The sequence below is a fragment of the Kosakonia sp. SMBL-WEM22 genome (assembly GCF_014490785.1).
Taxonomy (GTDB): domain Bacteria; phylum Pseudomonadota; class Gammaproteobacteria; order Enterobacterales; family Enterobacteriaceae; genus Kosakonia.
Window position 1 is genome coordinate 1162831 of the sequence record NZ_CP051488.1, and the last position, 15315, is coordinate 1178145.

18 protein-coding genes are annotated in these 15315 nt (G+C 56.9%); 13 read left to right on the plus strand and 5 right to left on the minus strand.

What is annotated here, in order from left to right; all coding sequences use genetic code 11:
• Positions 1-210: 210 nt before the first annotated feature.
• Genes gspG through HF650_RS05540 form a run of 13 tightly spaced genes read left to right on the plus strand, consistent with a single transcriptional unit; the run spans position 211 to position 10091 of the window.
• On the plus strand, positions 211-633 hold the full coding sequence (gspG, locus tag HF650_RS05480) for a type II secretion system major pseudopilin GspG (protein ID WP_187801507.1): 423 nt from the start codon (positions 211-213) through the stop codon (positions 631-633).
• A gap of 14 nt (positions 634-647) precedes the next feature.
• Positions 648-1103: a lytic transglycosylase domain-containing protein gene (locus HF650_RS05485; protein WP_223284273.1), complete on the plus strand. Its 456-nt coding sequence runs from the start codon at positions 648-650 to the stop codon at positions 1101-1103.
• Positions 1091-2269 carry a type II secretion system F family protein gene (locus HF650_RS05490; RefSeq protein ID WP_187801509.1) on the plus strand — a complete coding sequence of 393 codons (1179 nt, stop codon included), beginning with the start codon at positions 1091-1093 and terminating at the stop codon, positions 2267-2269. Before HF650_RS05485 ends, HF650_RS05490 begins: the two co-directional genes overlap by 13 nt.
• Positions 2269-3906: a GspE/PulE family protein gene (locus HF650_RS05495; protein WP_187801510.1), complete on the plus strand. Its 1638-nt coding sequence runs from the start codon at positions 2269-2271 to the stop codon at positions 3904-3906. The genes HF650_RS05490 and HF650_RS05495 overlap by 1 nt, the downstream gene beginning before the upstream one ends.
• Complete coding sequence (locus HF650_RS05500; protein ID WP_187801511.1) at positions 3884-4570, plus strand: hypothetical protein; 687 nt, start codon at positions 3884-3886, stop codon at positions 4568-4570. Before HF650_RS05495 ends, HF650_RS05500 begins: the two co-directional genes overlap by 23 nt.
• Positions 4571-4572: 2 nt before the next feature.
• A complete protein-coding gene (locus HF650_RS05505) occupies positions 4573-5097 on the plus strand; it encodes a hypothetical protein (RefSeq protein WP_187801512.1) in 525 nt (174 codons plus the stop codon).
• 8 nt (positions 5098-5105) lie between these two features.
• On the plus strand, positions 5106-5651 hold the full coding sequence (locus HF650_RS05510; RefSeq protein WP_187801513.1) for a hypothetical protein: 546 nt from the start codon (positions 5106-5108) through the stop codon (positions 5649-5651).
• Positions 5651-6163, plus strand: a complete 513-nt coding sequence (locus HF650_RS05515) for a hypothetical protein (RefSeq protein ID WP_187801514.1) — start codon at positions 5651-5653, stop codon at positions 6161-6163. Before HF650_RS05510 ends, HF650_RS05515 begins: the two co-directional genes overlap by 1 nt.
• Complete coding sequence (locus tag HF650_RS05520) at positions 6160-8025, plus strand: secretin N-terminal domain-containing protein (protein WP_187801515.1); 1866 nt, start codon at positions 6160-6162, stop codon at positions 8023-8025. The genes HF650_RS05515 and HF650_RS05520 overlap by 4 nt, the downstream gene beginning before the upstream one ends.
• A complete protein-coding gene (locus HF650_RS05525; RefSeq protein ID WP_187801516.1) occupies positions 8025-8498 on the plus strand; it encodes a type II secretion system protein in 474 nt (157 codons plus the stop codon). Before HF650_RS05520 ends, HF650_RS05525 begins: the two co-directional genes overlap by 1 nt.
• Entirely contained in the window at positions 8485-8841 is a 357-nt protein-coding gene (locus HF650_RS05530) for a prepilin-type N-terminal cleavage/methylation domain-containing protein (protein ID WP_187801517.1), read from the plus strand. Before HF650_RS05525 ends, HF650_RS05530 begins: the two co-directional genes overlap by 14 nt.
• Positions 8828-9343 carry a type II secretion system protein gene (locus tag HF650_RS05535; RefSeq protein WP_187801518.1) on the plus strand — a complete coding sequence of 172 codons (516 nt, stop codon included), beginning with the start codon at positions 8828-8830 and terminating at the stop codon, positions 9341-9343. The genes HF650_RS05530 and HF650_RS05535 overlap by 14 nt, the downstream gene beginning before the upstream one ends.
• A 4-nt stretch (positions 9344-9347) precedes the next feature.
• Positions 9348-10091: an A24 family peptidase gene (locus HF650_RS05540; RefSeq protein WP_187801519.1), complete on the plus strand. Its 744-nt coding sequence runs from the start codon at positions 9348-9350 to the stop codon at positions 10089-10091.
• Here HF650_RS05540 and HF650_RS05545 read toward each other — a convergent pair.
• The 5 genes from HF650_RS05545 to HF650_RS05565 form a co-directional block, all read right to left on the minus strand.
• Positions 10079-11248 carry a hypothetical protein gene (locus HF650_RS05545; protein ID WP_187801520.1) on the minus strand — a complete coding sequence of 390 codons (1170 nt, stop codon included), beginning with the start codon at positions 11246-11248 and terminating at the stop codon, positions 10079-10081. The genes HF650_RS05540 and HF650_RS05545 overlap by 13 nt on opposite strands.
• Positions 11245-12036 carry an outer membrane lipoprotein-sorting protein gene (locus tag HF650_RS05550; protein WP_187801521.1) on the minus strand — a complete coding sequence of 264 codons (792 nt, stop codon included), beginning with the start codon at positions 12034-12036 and terminating at the stop codon, positions 11245-11247. Before HF650_RS05550 ends, HF650_RS05545 begins: the two co-directional genes overlap by 4 nt.
• A gap of 29 nt (positions 12037-12065) precedes the next feature.
• Positions 12066-13463 (minus strand): FtsX-like permease family protein, encoded by a 1398-nt coding sequence (locus HF650_RS05555; protein ID WP_187801522.1) that lies wholly within the window; start codon positions 13461-13463, stop codon positions 12066-12068.
• Positions 13464-13472: 9 nt separating this feature from the next.
• On the minus strand, positions 13473-14156 hold the full coding sequence (locus HF650_RS05560; RefSeq protein WP_187801523.1) for an ABC transporter ATP-binding protein: 684 nt from the start codon (positions 14154-14156) through the stop codon (positions 13473-13475).
• Positions 14157-14333: 177 nt separating this feature from the next.
• Positions 14334-15215, minus strand: a complete 882-nt coding sequence (locus HF650_RS05565) for a nucleoside-specific channel-forming protein Tsx (protein WP_187802615.1) — start codon at positions 15213-15215, stop codon at positions 14334-14336.
• Between the last annotated feature and the right edge of the window lie 100 nt (positions 15216-15315).

A 15315-nucleotide genomic window follows, 5' to 3' on the forward strand; every position in this document is an offset into this window, starting at 1 on the left:
AGGAATGAAGAGTACAAAAGCACCATACGGCGTTCCTGATTTTATTTCTATCTGACCAGTAAGAAAAATCAGCGGTCTTTTACAGAAAAGAGTTTTCCGTGCAGGGGTAGAGCATTCTTGAATGCAGCGGGAGCAATCAGCTTTCGTCTCTGTGGTATCAGGGGAGAATAGTCACGGTAAATGGCAATTCTTTGAGCGAGCAACTGAATTATGAATAACCAACAACGCCTTAAGATTAGTCAGCAGCAAGGATTTACACTGCTTGAGCTGCTGGTGGTATTAATGATTATTGCGCTGCTGGCCGGCTTTGTTGGTCCGAAATTATTTTCCAATGTCGATCAGGCAAAAGAAAAAACTGCGTTACGCCAGATGCACGCCTTTGCAGATGCATTAACACAATATCGGCTGGATACCGGCAGTTATCCTTCAGAGGCAGAGGGATTAAATGTACTGGTTGAGAAGCCTGACAACGTAAATAACTGGAACGGCCCCTATCTGGCACAAAAAATTCCCCATGATCCCTGGGGGAAAGCCTATCAGTGGCATAACCCGAGCCGACAATCGCAAAGCGTATTCGAAGTGGATATTTCTACCACTGATAACAATGGCAAGGCCATTGTCTACGGCTTCTGATAATGATTCGGATAATGCTGGTACTCACTTTACTGGCCGTGCATAGCGCCGAGGCCCATTGCTGGCAGCGTGCCGGAGCGCGTTACGGTATTGAGCCGGCATTATTAAAAGCGATTGCTGTCGTTGAGTCGGGGTTATCACCAACGGTGGTGCATAAAAACCGAAATGGCTCGACGGATGTCGGCTTAATGCAGATTAACAGCCAGCATTTCGCGCAGCTCAAGCGATACCACATCACCGCGCGCTCGTTGATAAATAACCCCTGCCAAAACGTGATAGCGGGTGCCTGGGTGCTGGCCGGGCAAATACGCCAGTTTGGTTATAGCTGGGAAGCGGTTGGCGCGTATAACGCCGGGAACGCCCGTAACAGGAAAACGCATTTAGCACGCCTGCGCTACAGCCAAAAAGTAGCGCGTATTTATCAGCGGCTGAAAAGGAACGATAAGGAGTTGGCGGCATGGGAAAAATGAACACCTGGGAAGTGACCTATTTAGAAAAGGGCAAACGCAAAAAAATCCGCACCCAGGCTGATACGCCCATTTTAGCCAGACACCAATTACAACAGGCAGGCTATGTGGTGCTGCGCGTCGCGCAACAGGCGCAGCACCCGGCAAAGCGCGTCTCGCTGACGCTATTTACGCAGGAGCTGATGGCGCTGCTGGATGCCGGGCTGGTGGTGACGGAAGCGATCGAAACCCTTTGCGCCTGCTCCAGCGATGACCAGGCGCTGGAGATGCTGGAAGGACTGCTGGAGAAGCTCTACGCCGGTAGCCAGTTATCGCAGGCGATGGCTGCACAACCCGACATTTTCCCGCCGCTACTCGTTAACACAGTTGCCTCCTCTGAACAAACTGGCCAGCTGGCTAATGCCCTGAAACGTTATCACTTCTATGAACAACGCCTTGAGCAGTTGCGCAAACGCATTCGCGGAACCCTAACCTACCCATTGATTGTGCTGACGGTCGGCGGGCTGATTGTTTGCTTCCTGTTGGGCTTTATCGTGCCCAGCTTTTCACAGGTGTTCGAGGGTGTTAATACCCTTAGCCGCAGTGCTGAGCTGATTTTATGGTGGGGCCAACTGGTGAAGCAGTCAGGAACGGAGCTGCTGATAGGCACCCTTACCACGATCGCTACGCTGATTATGGTGTGTAAACAGAGCTGGACCAAACAGCTCATGATGACAGCCGTCATGAAGATCCCCCAGCTTCGCCAGCAGCAGTTCCTCACTATTCTGGTCCGTTTCTACCGCACCCTCGGGCTGCTGCTTGAGGGGGGCGTACCGGTTACCCATGCATTACGCCTGGCTCAGTCAGTGATCCCGGTCAGTCACCACTCACAGCTCAACACCGTAGTGGAGCATGTGATGGCAGGCAAAAGCGTCTCAGAGTCGCTCGAGAGTCAGCACTTAACCACACCGGTGGCGATGCGTTTACTCCAGGTGGGCGAGCGCAGCGGTGAATTAGCCAGTATGTGCGAACGCATTGCGGGCTTCTATGACGAGGCGCTGGAGCGCGCCATCGATACCTTCACCCGCGTGTTTGAGCCATTACTGATGATGGTTGTCGGCGGCATCGTCGGTCTGGTGGTTTTTCTCCTCTATATGCCCATTTTTGAGATGGCCGGGAGTATGTCCTGATGATGTCACAGCCGGAAGTTTCCGCCCTGATTGATGGCTTACTGGCAGTTGATGAAGCCCAGCGCAGCGAGGCGTTTGCGAAGCAGATTGACGACGCGCCCGCCGCGTTGCCCGCGTTGGCTGATGCGCTCGGTATCGCGCTGTTTACGCCTGACGCTGAAGACGAGGTCACCGTCGATTTTCAGCATGTCGCCCTTAATGACGCGCTGGCGATGCATGTCCTGCCGGTGTGCTGGCGCGGCCGACAGTGGTTGCTTCTCAGCGACCCCTTCTCACTGGCGTTACGTCAGTGGGCGCAGCAGCTACCGCTTACGCTTGCCATTGCTTCCCCCGGCTGGTTACGCGAGCAGCTTGAGGCGCTGGCCCGCCAGCAGCGTACGCTCGATCAACTGGAACAGCAGGCGAATGAAGAGGGCGAGGATGAGGTGATTCTTGAGATCACCCCCGGCAATATCGCCAGTGAAAGTAACCCGATTATCAAGCTAGTGAACGCTACGCTTTATGATGCGATCCAGAGCCGCGCCAGCGATATTCACCTTAGCGCCGCGCCGGATGGCCTGGCGGTGAAATACCGCGTCGATGGGGTCATCCACGCCATTCGCCACTGCCCGGGCACTCAGGCGTCCGGCCAGATTATTTCGCGCATTAAAGTATTGAGCAGTATGGATATCTCGGAGCGGCGCATCCCACAAGATGGCCGTTTCAAGGCGATGATCCATCAGCGCCCGGTCGATTTCCGTGTCTCAGTCGTACCCGGTATTCATGGCGAAGATGCCGTATTACGCGTGCTCGACAAGTCCCACAGCAGCACTCTGAGCCTCGATACGCTGGGTTTTGACGACCATACGCTGCGCGAAATCCGCCTGTTGACTCATCAGCCGCACGGCATGGTGTTGGTCACCGGGCCGACCGGCAGCGGCAAATCGACCACCCTTTACGCCGCGCTGAGCGAGCTGAACACCGGTGACAGCAAAATCATCACCATTGAAGATCCGGTGGAGTATCAGCTTAACGATGTGCTGCAAATTCCCGTCAATGACAAAAAAGGGCTCACCTTTGCCCGCGGCCTGCGCGCCATTTTGCGCCACGATCCGGACACCATCCTCGTCGGCGAGATCCGCGACAGCGAAACCGCCGGCATCGCCGTGCAGGCTGCGCTAACCGGCCACCTGGTGCTCTCCTCGGTACACGCCAACGATGTCTTCAGCGTGCTGGAGCGCTTTCTCTATATGAACGTCGATGCCAACAGCCTGCTCTCTGCGCTGCGCGGGGTGCTGGCCCAGCGGCTGGTGCGCGGCATCTGCCCGCAGTGCCTGGAGGAGGCGCAGCCAAGCGAGCAGGATCTCCATCAGTGGCGGCAGAGCGCGTTACATACGCTGACGCCGGTGTGGCGCAAAGGGCGCGGCTGCCCGGCCTGCCGACAGAGCGGTTTTCGCGGCCGGCTGGCACTGGCAGAGGTTTTGCCATTCAGCGACAGAATGAAGGAGGCACTGCAGGTGCGGGCCTCGGTACGCCAGATGCGTGAAATTGCTTTAGCAGAAGGGTTTGTTCCGCTGCATATCGTTGCCATTCGCGCGGTGCTGGAGGGTAAAACCACTTTTTCGGAGATCAACCGTGTTATCACTCCTCCCGCCTGAGTTGCAGTGCGACATTCACCCGCAACGGCTGGTGCTGCGCCAGGGCAACAGGGTACTCGGCGAACAGGCATTAAGTACGCAAGTCGCGCTGGATGAGGCGCTCGACCGGCTTTTAAGCACCCACGCCCCAGGGATGCCCTGGTGGGGGAAACTTAGCTTCTCTCTGAGCAGTAGCCGGATTTACTACTTTACCGTGCCCTGGCAGCCCGGTCTGAACACGCCGGAGGAGTTACGCAGCTTCGCCGCTACTGAGGCCGCCAGGCAACCTTTCTGGCGCAACGTCCTGGCGTGCAAAACCGCTTTTATCTCGGCGCAATTCGGCGCAGCGGCGCTGGTGGCAGCCATTGATGAAGCACTCTGGCAGGCCTTACTGCTCACCGCCCGTAAATGGAAACTGCGTGTAGGCGGTATTCATGTCGCACTGCACCAAAAGCTTCACGCATGGCGCGGCGCACTGCCTGCCGATGCGCTCTTTAGTCTGTGTGATGAGCCGTCGACAATTTTTGTCTCGCGCCAGCGCGGGCAGTGGCAGCAGGCGTGGTGCCTGCACAATGAGGCTGGAGTGAGCGCACAGCGGCAGGCCGCACAAACGGCGCGATTAATGGGGCTGGACGCCGCCGTCCCGCACTACGTTCTCAACAATATCAATGCGCCCGGAGAGTAAACATGTTTCCCATATCGGCTTTTAAAGGCTGGGCCGCTCCCTGTTTTCAACATCGTCCACGTGCCGCCTGGCCCGTCATGGGAGCCGTGCTGCTGATGACAGGCGGGCTGCTGCTGGCAAGTATGAAAGATTATCAGCGGCGCGACGCGCTGCAGCGCCAGCATCAACAGCTGCTGGAGAGGGTGGCGAAGCGGGATGAGATTGTCCGCGGCCTGTCGGCGCGCATGAAAAAACATCAACCGGATGCCCGAGCCGCCATGCAGGTTGTGGCGATGCTCAATCCGCTGGCGAAATTACTCTTGCCCGATGTGGCGATCATGAACGTCAGCGTCGAGCCTGCGAAAAGGACGGTCCGGCTGCAGGTGAAAGCGATGTCGCTTGAAGCGCTACTCGATTTCAGCACCCGGCTGGAAGCGATCCCGGCGCGGGTTGAGCTACAAAACCATACGCCGTCAAAGGAGTTCAGCCAGAAATGGGCGGTCAACGCCACGCTGATCGTCATCTATACCCATAACCCCCGGCTTTGAGTGAACTTATGAGATTTTTCCTCTCTTTACCTTATCTGCGCTGGTCGCTGGCCTCTCTTATAGAAAAAACGGGGAGGATGCCGCTGCTGGCGGCGCTGTTTCCACTTCTTATCGTTGGTTACTGGCAGTGCGCGCTTGCGCCGGAAAACCGCCAGCTTCTCGGTGAGAATGCGCAGCTGGAGCTGCAGTTAGATAAACCACTGGCGATCTCTCCTCAGCTTAAAAATAGCGCGGTGGCCCTGCAGAGAACGCTGAACGATACCGAGTATCAGCAGGTGAAAGCGGTGTTCGACATTTTTCAGCAGAACCACCTGCAGGTTGACGGCAGTCGCTATCAATTCGGCAAAAACGGCAAAGAGCATCAACGCGCGCTGGCGCTGACCATTCCGCTGCAGGGCGAGTGGAACAATTTGACGCGATCGCTTATCACCATGAGTAAAAGCCTGATATTTCATGTCGACAGGCTTGCCATCAGCCGTGCCAGCCCGGAGAGCGCGCATCTGCTGATCACGCTGCAGTTAACGCTGAGCCTTGCATCGGGTCTGGAGGCGTAATGAAACTGCCGCGATATCTGAAAATCTTGCTGCTGTTGACCGCCGGGTTGCTTATCTGGGTGCATATCTCCGACGACGGTTCTGAAACTACACCCGAGGTAAGCCAGGCCGCACCAGACGAAACGCGCCCGCCGCGTCAGGAAAAACGCCCGCTTCGCGTCGCGGATGATGCCAGCGCAATTGCCGATCTCTTTCCCGTCTATAACGCGCCGGTAACAAAAGCGCCCGCGCCGGTGGCAAAGGTGCAGAGCATCACCTTTCCTTTTCGCGCGGTTGGGCTTTGGATCCGTGAAGGCATGCGCATCGTCATCCTGACGGATGGTGCACGTAACTGGCTGCTGTGTGACGCGTGTCGTAAAGCGGGGTATATCCGGCCAGGCGGCCTGCTCACCCCCGACTGGCGACTGCAAGCGATGGCGCAGGGCAGTCTGCTTTTTGAATCATTACCGGGGCATGAGCCTTACAGCATCAGCCTTAACTCTTTGACTACACAAGCCGTAACAACACAATGAAAAAACCCATTCTCACTATGGCATGCGCGCTTGCGCTGCTGGCAGGCTGCGTAAGCAGCAAACCGGTTGCGCCGGAAGATGCCAGGCCCGTCAATACGGCGTCACTGCTTGCAGCGTTGCAGCGTGTTGATAGCCAGCTTAAGAGCCATCCGCAGGATGTTGAGCTGCGAACGCAGCGGCAGCTGCTGGTGGCGCAACTGGTGGAGGGCTATATCGCGAGCGCGCGTCAGGCGACGGCGAAAAATAACTACGTCGCCGCGAGTCGCGCATGGCGGGCGGTGCTGCGTTATCAGCCCGGCCATTTTATCGCGCAGCAGGGATTGCAAAAAATTGACCGGCTACGCGTACTGGATAAGCTCTACCAGCAGGCGATGGCGCAATACCAGACCGACCCGGAACAGGCGTTAGCCAAAATCCAGCAGATCCTTGAAGAGTCGCCGGGCTGGCCGCAGGCGGCGGAGATGCGCGATCATCTGATGCGTGAAATCGCCGTGCAGAATCAGCCGGAGAAGAAGATCAAGCGCGAGTTGCGCAAGCCCGTCAGCTTTAGCTTCAGCAAACACAATCTGAAGGAGATCTTCGCCGCCATCAGCCAGATTACCGGCATCAATATTATCTATGATAAAGATGTCCCGGATGCAGCCACCGCCAGCCTGATCGCCCACGATACCAGCGCGGAGAACGCCCTTAATCTGTTGCTACTCTCTAACCAGCTACGTAAAAAGATCCTCAATGGCAATACGCTGCTGATCTATCCCGCCACCTTGCAGAAAGAGAAGCTCTACCGCGATACGGTGGTGAAAACGGTCTTTCTCGGTTACGCCAAAGCGAAAGAGCTGAATGTGGCGCTGCGTAATTTGATTAAGCTGCGCGATGTTCATGTTGATGAGCGTACCAACTCAGTGACTTTTCGCGGCCCGCGTGAAAGCGTTGAGAAAGCCGAGCAGCTGTTGTTAACCCTTGACCGTCCGGAAGCGGAGGTGACGCTGGCGGTAGAGGTGCTGGAAGTGGATGCCAAAGATGTCGAAACCCTCGGCATCAACTTCCCTGGGCAGATTGGCATTGGTTTTAACAGCATTGAGTCCGGCAGCAGCAATATTGCCCTTAACGCGCTGAATAAAAATAATATGTTTGTCAATCTCGGTTCCAGTCAGGGGTTGAACGCCAATATGCAGAAGATCCGCTCCCATGGTCGCGTGCTGGCTAACCCGCGCATCCGCGTGAAAAACAATAAAAAAGCGGTGGTGGAGATTGGCGAGCGCATCCCGGTGCTGACCAGCAGTATCTCCGAGAGCTTTTCACAAGAGCAGGTTGAGTATCAGGATGTGGGGTTGAAACTGGAGGTTACACCGGATATCAGCGTTGATAACACCATATCGATGGATGTGAAGTTTAACCTCAGCACCATCGGCAGCGCTGAACACTCGAAAGATGGCGTGGCTTATTATCGAACCAACAACCGTGACGCGGCTACCGTGCTCAGCAGCCAGAATGGAGAAACGCAGATGCTGGCGGGGCTGATCAAAGAGAGCGACAGCACGGGGCTGAACGGCCTGCCAGGACTGGCGGATCTGCCGCTACTCGGCAAACTCTTCGGCAGTCATGAAAGCAACCACGAGCGGACCGAGGTAGTACTGCTGATTACGCCTACCATTGAGCGCAGCATTGACTTGCCCGGCACTCATATCAACACCATTGAGATGGGCAGCGAAGATGCGCCGGGTGAGAGCGCCTATCTGCCGCCAGCCGCAGGGGATACGCCAGAAGCCTCGCACTTTGCCCCGCCGCCGCTGACGCCGCCGGCCACCTTCCCGGCGAGGAAAAAACTGCCTGCGCCTACGCTTGCGAAAGGCCAGCCGTAATGGCACAACGCAACGGCTTTACGTTGATTGAGATGCTGGTATCGCTGGCGCTGCTGGCTACGCTTGCCAGCGCCGCGATCCCGATTTATCAGCGTCAGATACAGCAGCGCAACGAAGAAGCGCTGCGCGTGGCGCTGCGCGAGATCCGCACCGCCCTCGATCGCTATGCCCAACTGAGCGAAGAGGGGATTATTGAAAAAGAGGCAGATATGTCGAACTGGCCGGTGTCGCTGAATCAACTGGTGGAGGGCGTGATCAATAAAAAGTCGGCCAACCGGGAGAAGATCTACCTGTTACGCGCCATCCCGCGCGATCCTTTTTGCGACTGTGAAGGTAAGCCGAACAGCGAAACCTGGCGACTGCGCGCCTCGACGCAGGCACCCGGCGACAGCACCGGCGGCAAGGATATCTGGGATGTCAGCTCCACCAGCATGCAGCCCGGGCTGAATGGAGTACCGTATGCGCAGTGGTGAAAAAGGCTTTACGCTGATTGAGTTACTGGTAGTGATGGCGATTATCGCCACGCTGATGACGCTAGTGGCACCGCGTTTTTTCAGTCAAACCGAGCGCGCCAGGATCGTGGTGTTGCAGCATAACCGCAATGCCCTCCGCTCGGCTATCGCCGCCTGGCGTCACGATCGGCTCAGCGGGCCGGAGCGGCTGGAGGAGCTGGTCGAGCAGGGCTACCTGTTTGATATCCCGCTCGATCCCGTCACTCAGCGGCGCGATAACTGGCAGGTAAAGCGTGACGAAAACGATCAGATCGTCGATGTCTCTTCGCCCTCTCTGCCGGAGCAGGACAATGAGGAGGAGTAAGCCCTCTGCGCAGGGCGGTTTTACCTACCTGTGGGTGCTGCTGATGCTCACCGCGCTGTCGCTCTCCCTGCTGAAAGAGACCCGCTCGCGCGAGGTGCGCTTTCGCCAGCAGCTGGAGGAGGAGCTTTTTTTTCGCGGCGTACAGATCCGCAATGCAATTCACCGTTATCAGAAAAATGGCAGCGGCTGCTTTCCGCTGGGCTTTGAGGATCTGCTGCATGACAGCCGCGATAAAAAAAACGTCGCGCATCTGCGCCAGTGGTTTGCCGATCCGCTCACCGGCTCGCGCGACTGGGGAATGAGTTATGACAAGCAGGGGCGCTGGGTGGGTGTTTTCAGCAAAGGCCGAGGCAGGCCGCTGCGTCGTACGCTCTTCCCGTCTGATATAAAGAGCTTCAAACCGGCCGGGCGTTATGAACAATGGGTGTTTAAAACCCCGGAAGTGCTCTCCGCGCCGCTGCCTTCCGCCTGCCGATCGCTGCTTAATCAACCGGAGCGATGATCGCGTGGAAAGTCTCTTTTTTGCGCTGATCGGGGCGATTTTCGGTAGTTTTATTAATGTCGTGATCTACCGTTTACCGCGAAAAATGCAGGGTGAGGCGATAAGCCTGAGCTGGCCGCCCTCGTTTTGCCCCCACTGCCGGGCGCGGATAAAGGCGCGGGACAATATTCCGCTAGTCGGCTGGTTGTGGCTTCGCGGGAGAAGCCGCTGCTGTCAGAAGCGGATAAGCGTTCGCTACCCGGCTATTGAAGCCTTAATGGCGCTGCTGTTCGCGGTGGTGATAGCCCAGGATGGTGCCAACCTGACGGCGTTGCTGATGCTGGCACTGCTGAGTTTGCTGGTGGCGATGTGCTTTATCGATATCGACCATATGCTGCTACCGGACGTGCTCACTTACCCCTTTATGCTATTGGCATTGATCTACGCCTGGAGCCGTCAGCCACTTCTTCTGACGTTGCAGGAACATGCACTTGCCGCAGCGGTTGGTTTTTTGATTCTGTGGTTGCTTAACTATGTATTTGTGCGCAGCCGTGGGTGCGATGGAATAGGGGGAGGGGATATGAAGCTCTTTGCCGGTATCGGCGCATGGCACGGTCTACCGGCACTGTTCGATATTATGCTGATTGCCGCGCTGATCGGGCTGGCGGGCGGGCTGCTGCTCTTTCGCGCCACGCGTCAGCAGCCCTTTCCATTTGGTCCCGCCATTATTATTGCCAGCGTCGGCTGGGCGATGGTTCACAGCCAGTAATCAAATGAGAGCTGCCAGCGGCGCTCACTCAGATTCAGCAGATAGACCTTTTGCCACTGCAACGCCACATCCAGCGAGCCAAGATGGCGGCGAAGTTCAGCAAAGCCCATATTTTTATGCCGCTGCAGATCCCGCTGCGCAATCAGGTTGAGATCGTACTGTTCAAAAAAATCTTTCCAGTAAGCCTGCATCAGCACGCTGCGGCGGAGATCCTGCCCGGCAACGGTTGGTTGCGCGCTGCCGTTGTAGTGCCCTTCGAGCCGCAGCGTCAGATCGCTCTCGCCGGTCCAGGTCAGGCCCGCTGCCACGCGGTTGCGCCAGGCGATATCCCACTGGCTCTCCGGCAGCAGCGTCTCCTGCCAGCTGTAGGGCTGTCGCCCGCCGGCCCATTCGCCGTAAATCAGCGTTGAGCGGGAGAGCACGCGCGAGAGGTTGAGGCCAAACTGTGGCTCACGCTGCTGCTCTTTAAACAGCAGCAACTGCGGGTTGAAATTCTCCGCAAAGCGGTAGCTGGCGCTGAGCAGCAGGCGTTCGCGCGGATTGCTGGCCTGCCAGTCCAGGCTGGCGCTGCGATTGGTGCTGCCACTTCGAATTTCCGGTGCCCATAGCGCGCTAACGGCGGCATTGTCCCAAAAGTGCTGCAGGCGCACCATCGCATTGCCCATGCGGTTGTTGCGCATCGTTTCCGGATCGACAGAGGTCATCGAGCGCACTGTACCCCGGCCGAGAAAGTCCGTGGGGTTATAGCCCAGCGCGACGCCGTAGCGGGTGTTGATGCGGCCCATATCCAGCATGGCTTGCGGCGTCAGGTGATAGCTGAGCCAGGCTTCGCGCAGCGTGTTGGTATAACGCGTTCCGCTGAGACGGTGAGTGAAACGGTTATCAAGGCGGTCAGAGAGCACCAGCCGCCACTTCTCACCAAGCTGCGCATCCAGACGCATATCAAGCGACAGCCGCTGCTCTTTCTCCTGCTGGTGATTGATGCTGCTGGCCGCTTCAAACATCATATTCAGCGCCTGGTAGGTGTTGGGGTTGAACTCAGCGTTGTCTGCCAGATCGAGTGCCGCCAGGGTCTCATCCTGCTGCGACAGCACGGGTGCGGCAGGCGTTAAGGCCAGCAGCATCAGGCAGAGAAGGGAGAGAGTCGATCGTGTCATGAATTCGCATCCCGGAAATGGGCAAGGAAATCACGCTGCAGCCAGGACTCCGGCACGTCGCGCCACTGAAAATCTTTCTGGCGCAGCACGGTCACCCAGTGTGCATTAACTCCATCTATAATCACCGCTTCCGTCGAGCGAATGCCGCCCAGCACGGGCGCAAAGCGGCGATAGAAGGTAGTTTTTAGCAGGTTACCATTGACGGCATAGAACTCCGCTTTGCGGCTCTTAAAATCAGTTTTATCGACCCACAAATCCATCGACGGATAGGCCGCATCTCTGTTTTGTGCCTCCAGATGCAGGTGGTAGCAGTCTCGCATCTGCCGTTCGCCATCCTGGATCCGCTCTTCCCCCACCAGCTTTGCCTGGTAATCCGCCGCCCAGTTTGCGGTGACGACATCGCCGTTGGAGGCTTGTCCCATCAGCCGCTGCTGCGGTGAGATTGGTACGCTCGCCTGGCTGGTGGGATCATAAAGCCATAAATCACGGCCGCTTTTTAGCGTCAGTTTACCGGCATCACGCTGCGGGCTGATAAAGCGCAGCAGACTGCGAAACTGACCGCCGTCCGGCGAGACGCGGGAGTAGAGCATCAGTTCGCTGGTTTCGTGCTGTTTGCCATTTTTGTAACTGATAAGCGTGGTCACAAGGCTGAAGGAGCGATCCGGGTTACGTACCGCATCGCTTTTTTTCAGGATCTGCTGGGCGTTAAGCGCCGCAAATGCTGGTGCGGCACTTATTAACAGAATGGTTAGCCACGCTGACGCCAGGCTCTTTTTCCGTAATGACATAATTCCTCCTTTTTATTCAGTGTGTTGCATCAGATATGGCGTAGCGCTTCAACAATCGATACACGCGAGGCGCGTCGTGCGGGCCACCAGGAAGAGAGCACGGTCACCAGTAACAGAGTGCCCGTGACGCTGGCCAGCATGCGCCACTCACCCCAGATAATGATGCGGATCGGCAGCGGCGTGGTCACGCCCGGCGGCTGCCATGTCATCCCGGAGCGGTTGATAAGCCAGGCTAGCGCCAGTGCGATAAGCACGCCAGAGGCCGCGCCAATCGCGCCCAGCAGTGCCCCCTCGCTCAGAAAAAGGCGCTGAATGTCGCCACGCTTTAACCCCACCGCGCGCAGGGTACCAATCTCCACCGTGCGCTCCATTACCGCCATATTCATGGTGTTGCCGACGGTGAACAGCGCGATGCAGAGGATCAGCGCCAGCAGAAACGAGAAGATCTTGCCGAACATCGCCAGCACCTGGTTGTAGAGCGGCTGTAGCTGAGTGAAGTCATACACCGCCAGCGGTTCGCCGGAGAGCTTATTAGCGAAGAGCTTCTGCAGGCGCGTACGCGCGGCCTCCATCTCATTGGTACTGTGTAGCTGGAGCAGGATCGCCGTCACGCCTGGCATCTCCTGGCCAAAAAGTAGCTGCTGCGCCTGGCGCAGATGCAGACTCACTACGGTGTCATCCAGCTCCCGTGCCTGCTGCGGCTGGGTGCCCAGCACGTTGACGCGGACAATATTCGGCGCACCGGCAGCGGAGGCGGCGAGCAGTTCGATATTCGATCCCGTGGCTGGCGGACGTATATCGCGGGCGCTTTGTGACAGCTCCAGCAGATCGTCAGGCAGCGCGTTGGCGCTACTCTCTCTCGGCGGTGGTGGTGCGCAGGGCTGATCTTTCACAAAATCACACAGCAGCAGCAGACGCGCCAGCCCGCGGCCAATCAGTGCCGCTTCGGGCTGAGTACCCGTCAACGGTTTGCGGTCTATGAGGTCTGCACCTATCTGATATTCATCCCATTTATCCAGTTGTGCTTGCCCAACGGCCTCTGTGCCGTAGATCAATACCGGACGCGAGGTGCCGACCGCGTAGTGGCCCGCAAGACCGGTCATGGAGAGAACCGGCGTGGTAACGGCGATCATCTTTTTCAGCACCGGATCGCGGATGAGGATATCGACGATTTGTTGATAGTTATGAATGCTATAAAGCGCAGGATTGCTGGTGCCGTGCAGAAGATAGTCGCGCTGCTGGATCTGCAGATGGCCTTTATCGCGTACAAAGGTGGTTTGCAGGCTGTACTTAATTGACTGGTTATAGCCTGCGAAAAGCAGAATACCTATTGCGCCGACGACGATGGCGCAGAGGGTTGAGAGGGTACGTCGGCGGCTGCGAAGTAAGTTACGCAGCGCATGTTTCATCAGCGTTGTGGTTTGCATTATTCCCCCTTACACCGTTGTCGGGCGCGTAACGCTGCCGTCATGCACCAGATAGAGATCGTCCGCGGCGGCAATCACCTGCGGATCGTGAGAGGAGAAAACTACCGTGACGGCGTATTCACGCTGTAAATGGCGCAGCAGCTGCAAAATGGTGGCGCCGGTTTTGCTGTCGAGGTTGGCGGTAGGTTCGTCGGCGACAATCAGCGCAGGGCGGTGGATCAGCGCCCGGGCAATAGCAACGCGCTGGCGCTGACCACCGGAGAGCTGGTTGGGTAGTGAGTCGGCCTTATGTGCCAGACCAACATGATCGAGCATCTCATCGATAAGCTGCTGGCGACAGGCGGGATTTTTATGGTGGATCAGCAGCGGAACTTCGACATTCTCGCGCACGGTCAGCACAGGAATAAGGTTGAAATTCTGGAAGATAAAGCCGAGGTGGCGGGCGCGAAAGTCGCTGCACTGGTCGTCATCCAGCTCGGCCATCGGCTGGCCGGCAATCGTCAGATACCCGCTATCGGGCCGATCGATGCCACCGATTAAATTGAGTAGCGTTGTTTTGCCACTGCCGGATTGCCCGGACAGGACGGTAAAGCGATGTGCTGCAATATTGAGCGTGACGTCTTTAAGGGCATCAACCCACACCTGGCCCAGTAAATATTTCTTACTGATGCCCTCCATTTCTACGGCCCACATGGTTCTCTTTTCCTTAGAGTAAATTCCTCTCAGGAGCGGATTCTAAAGCATGACGTAGAGCATTGGATGGGGAGGATTGGTACTAATGTACTGGAAAGGTCTGTTTTCGGATTTTTATTCAGCGCCGCTCAGGCGATAAAAAAGCCGACCCGTGGTCGGCTTTTGCAGAGAGCAGAATCAGAAGTTGTAACCGACCACCAGGTAGCCACCCCAGCCGGTAGTGCGGGCGCTGAAATCGCCCGCGCCGTAGTTCAGGATCGCATCATCTTTGGTCTGGCCGCCGTTGTGCCAGTAACGGGCGACTACGGAGTAGTGCCAGTGATCGTAGCTCAGCGCGAGGATGTGGCTTGAGGCGATCGAGTTGCTGGTACGCTGCTGCTGGCCATTGTTGTAGTAGCGGCGATTGCCGAGATCGGAGCCCCAGTCAAAGTTGGTAAAGCCGATATAGCTCAGCTGGCCGCCCCACAGTGGGGTGATCGGCACAAAGTATTTCACTTTGAAACGGTAGCCGTCCCACTCGTTTTCGTTCTCTGCGCCATAGTTCTGCCACTGGTATTTTGCGTAGACGTTCAGCGAGAGGCTCATCGGCAGGCCGGTGTCGATATCGGTGCCAAGACCCATGTACCAGGTGCTCTGACGACCGCCAGCGTTGCGCCCCATATCGTAAATGTAGTTGTTGGCGAAGTACCACTCTTTGAATGGTCCGAAGCTCAGATCGGTGTTGGTCAGCTTATCAATGGAGAAGCGCGGTTCGATCTCCATAAACAGCGGCGAGCCGTGGTTCCAGATCCCTTTCGCGCCGGAGTTACCGCCGAAGAAGACCGGCGCATCCAGGTAGCCGTAGAAGTCGAACCAATCTTTCTTGGCGAAGGCTTCATATTCCAGATAGGTATCGTTACGCGGAATAGCCCCGAAGCGGGTGTGGTAGCTGCCTACCACGTTCACGCTCTGATGCCACCAGTCGGAGACAAATTCAGATTTGCTGGTTTCCTCTGCGCTGGCAGAGAAAGATGCGGTAAGCGCCAGTGCGGCACCGGCTGCGAGGAGAGTTTTTTTCATCATTACGCCACTGATTAAGATCCCAGACGGGAGTGAAAGTAAGCACGCATTAAATTGCTAAATGTTTCATATTTCTGCGCGCCTATTATAAGTATCCGCG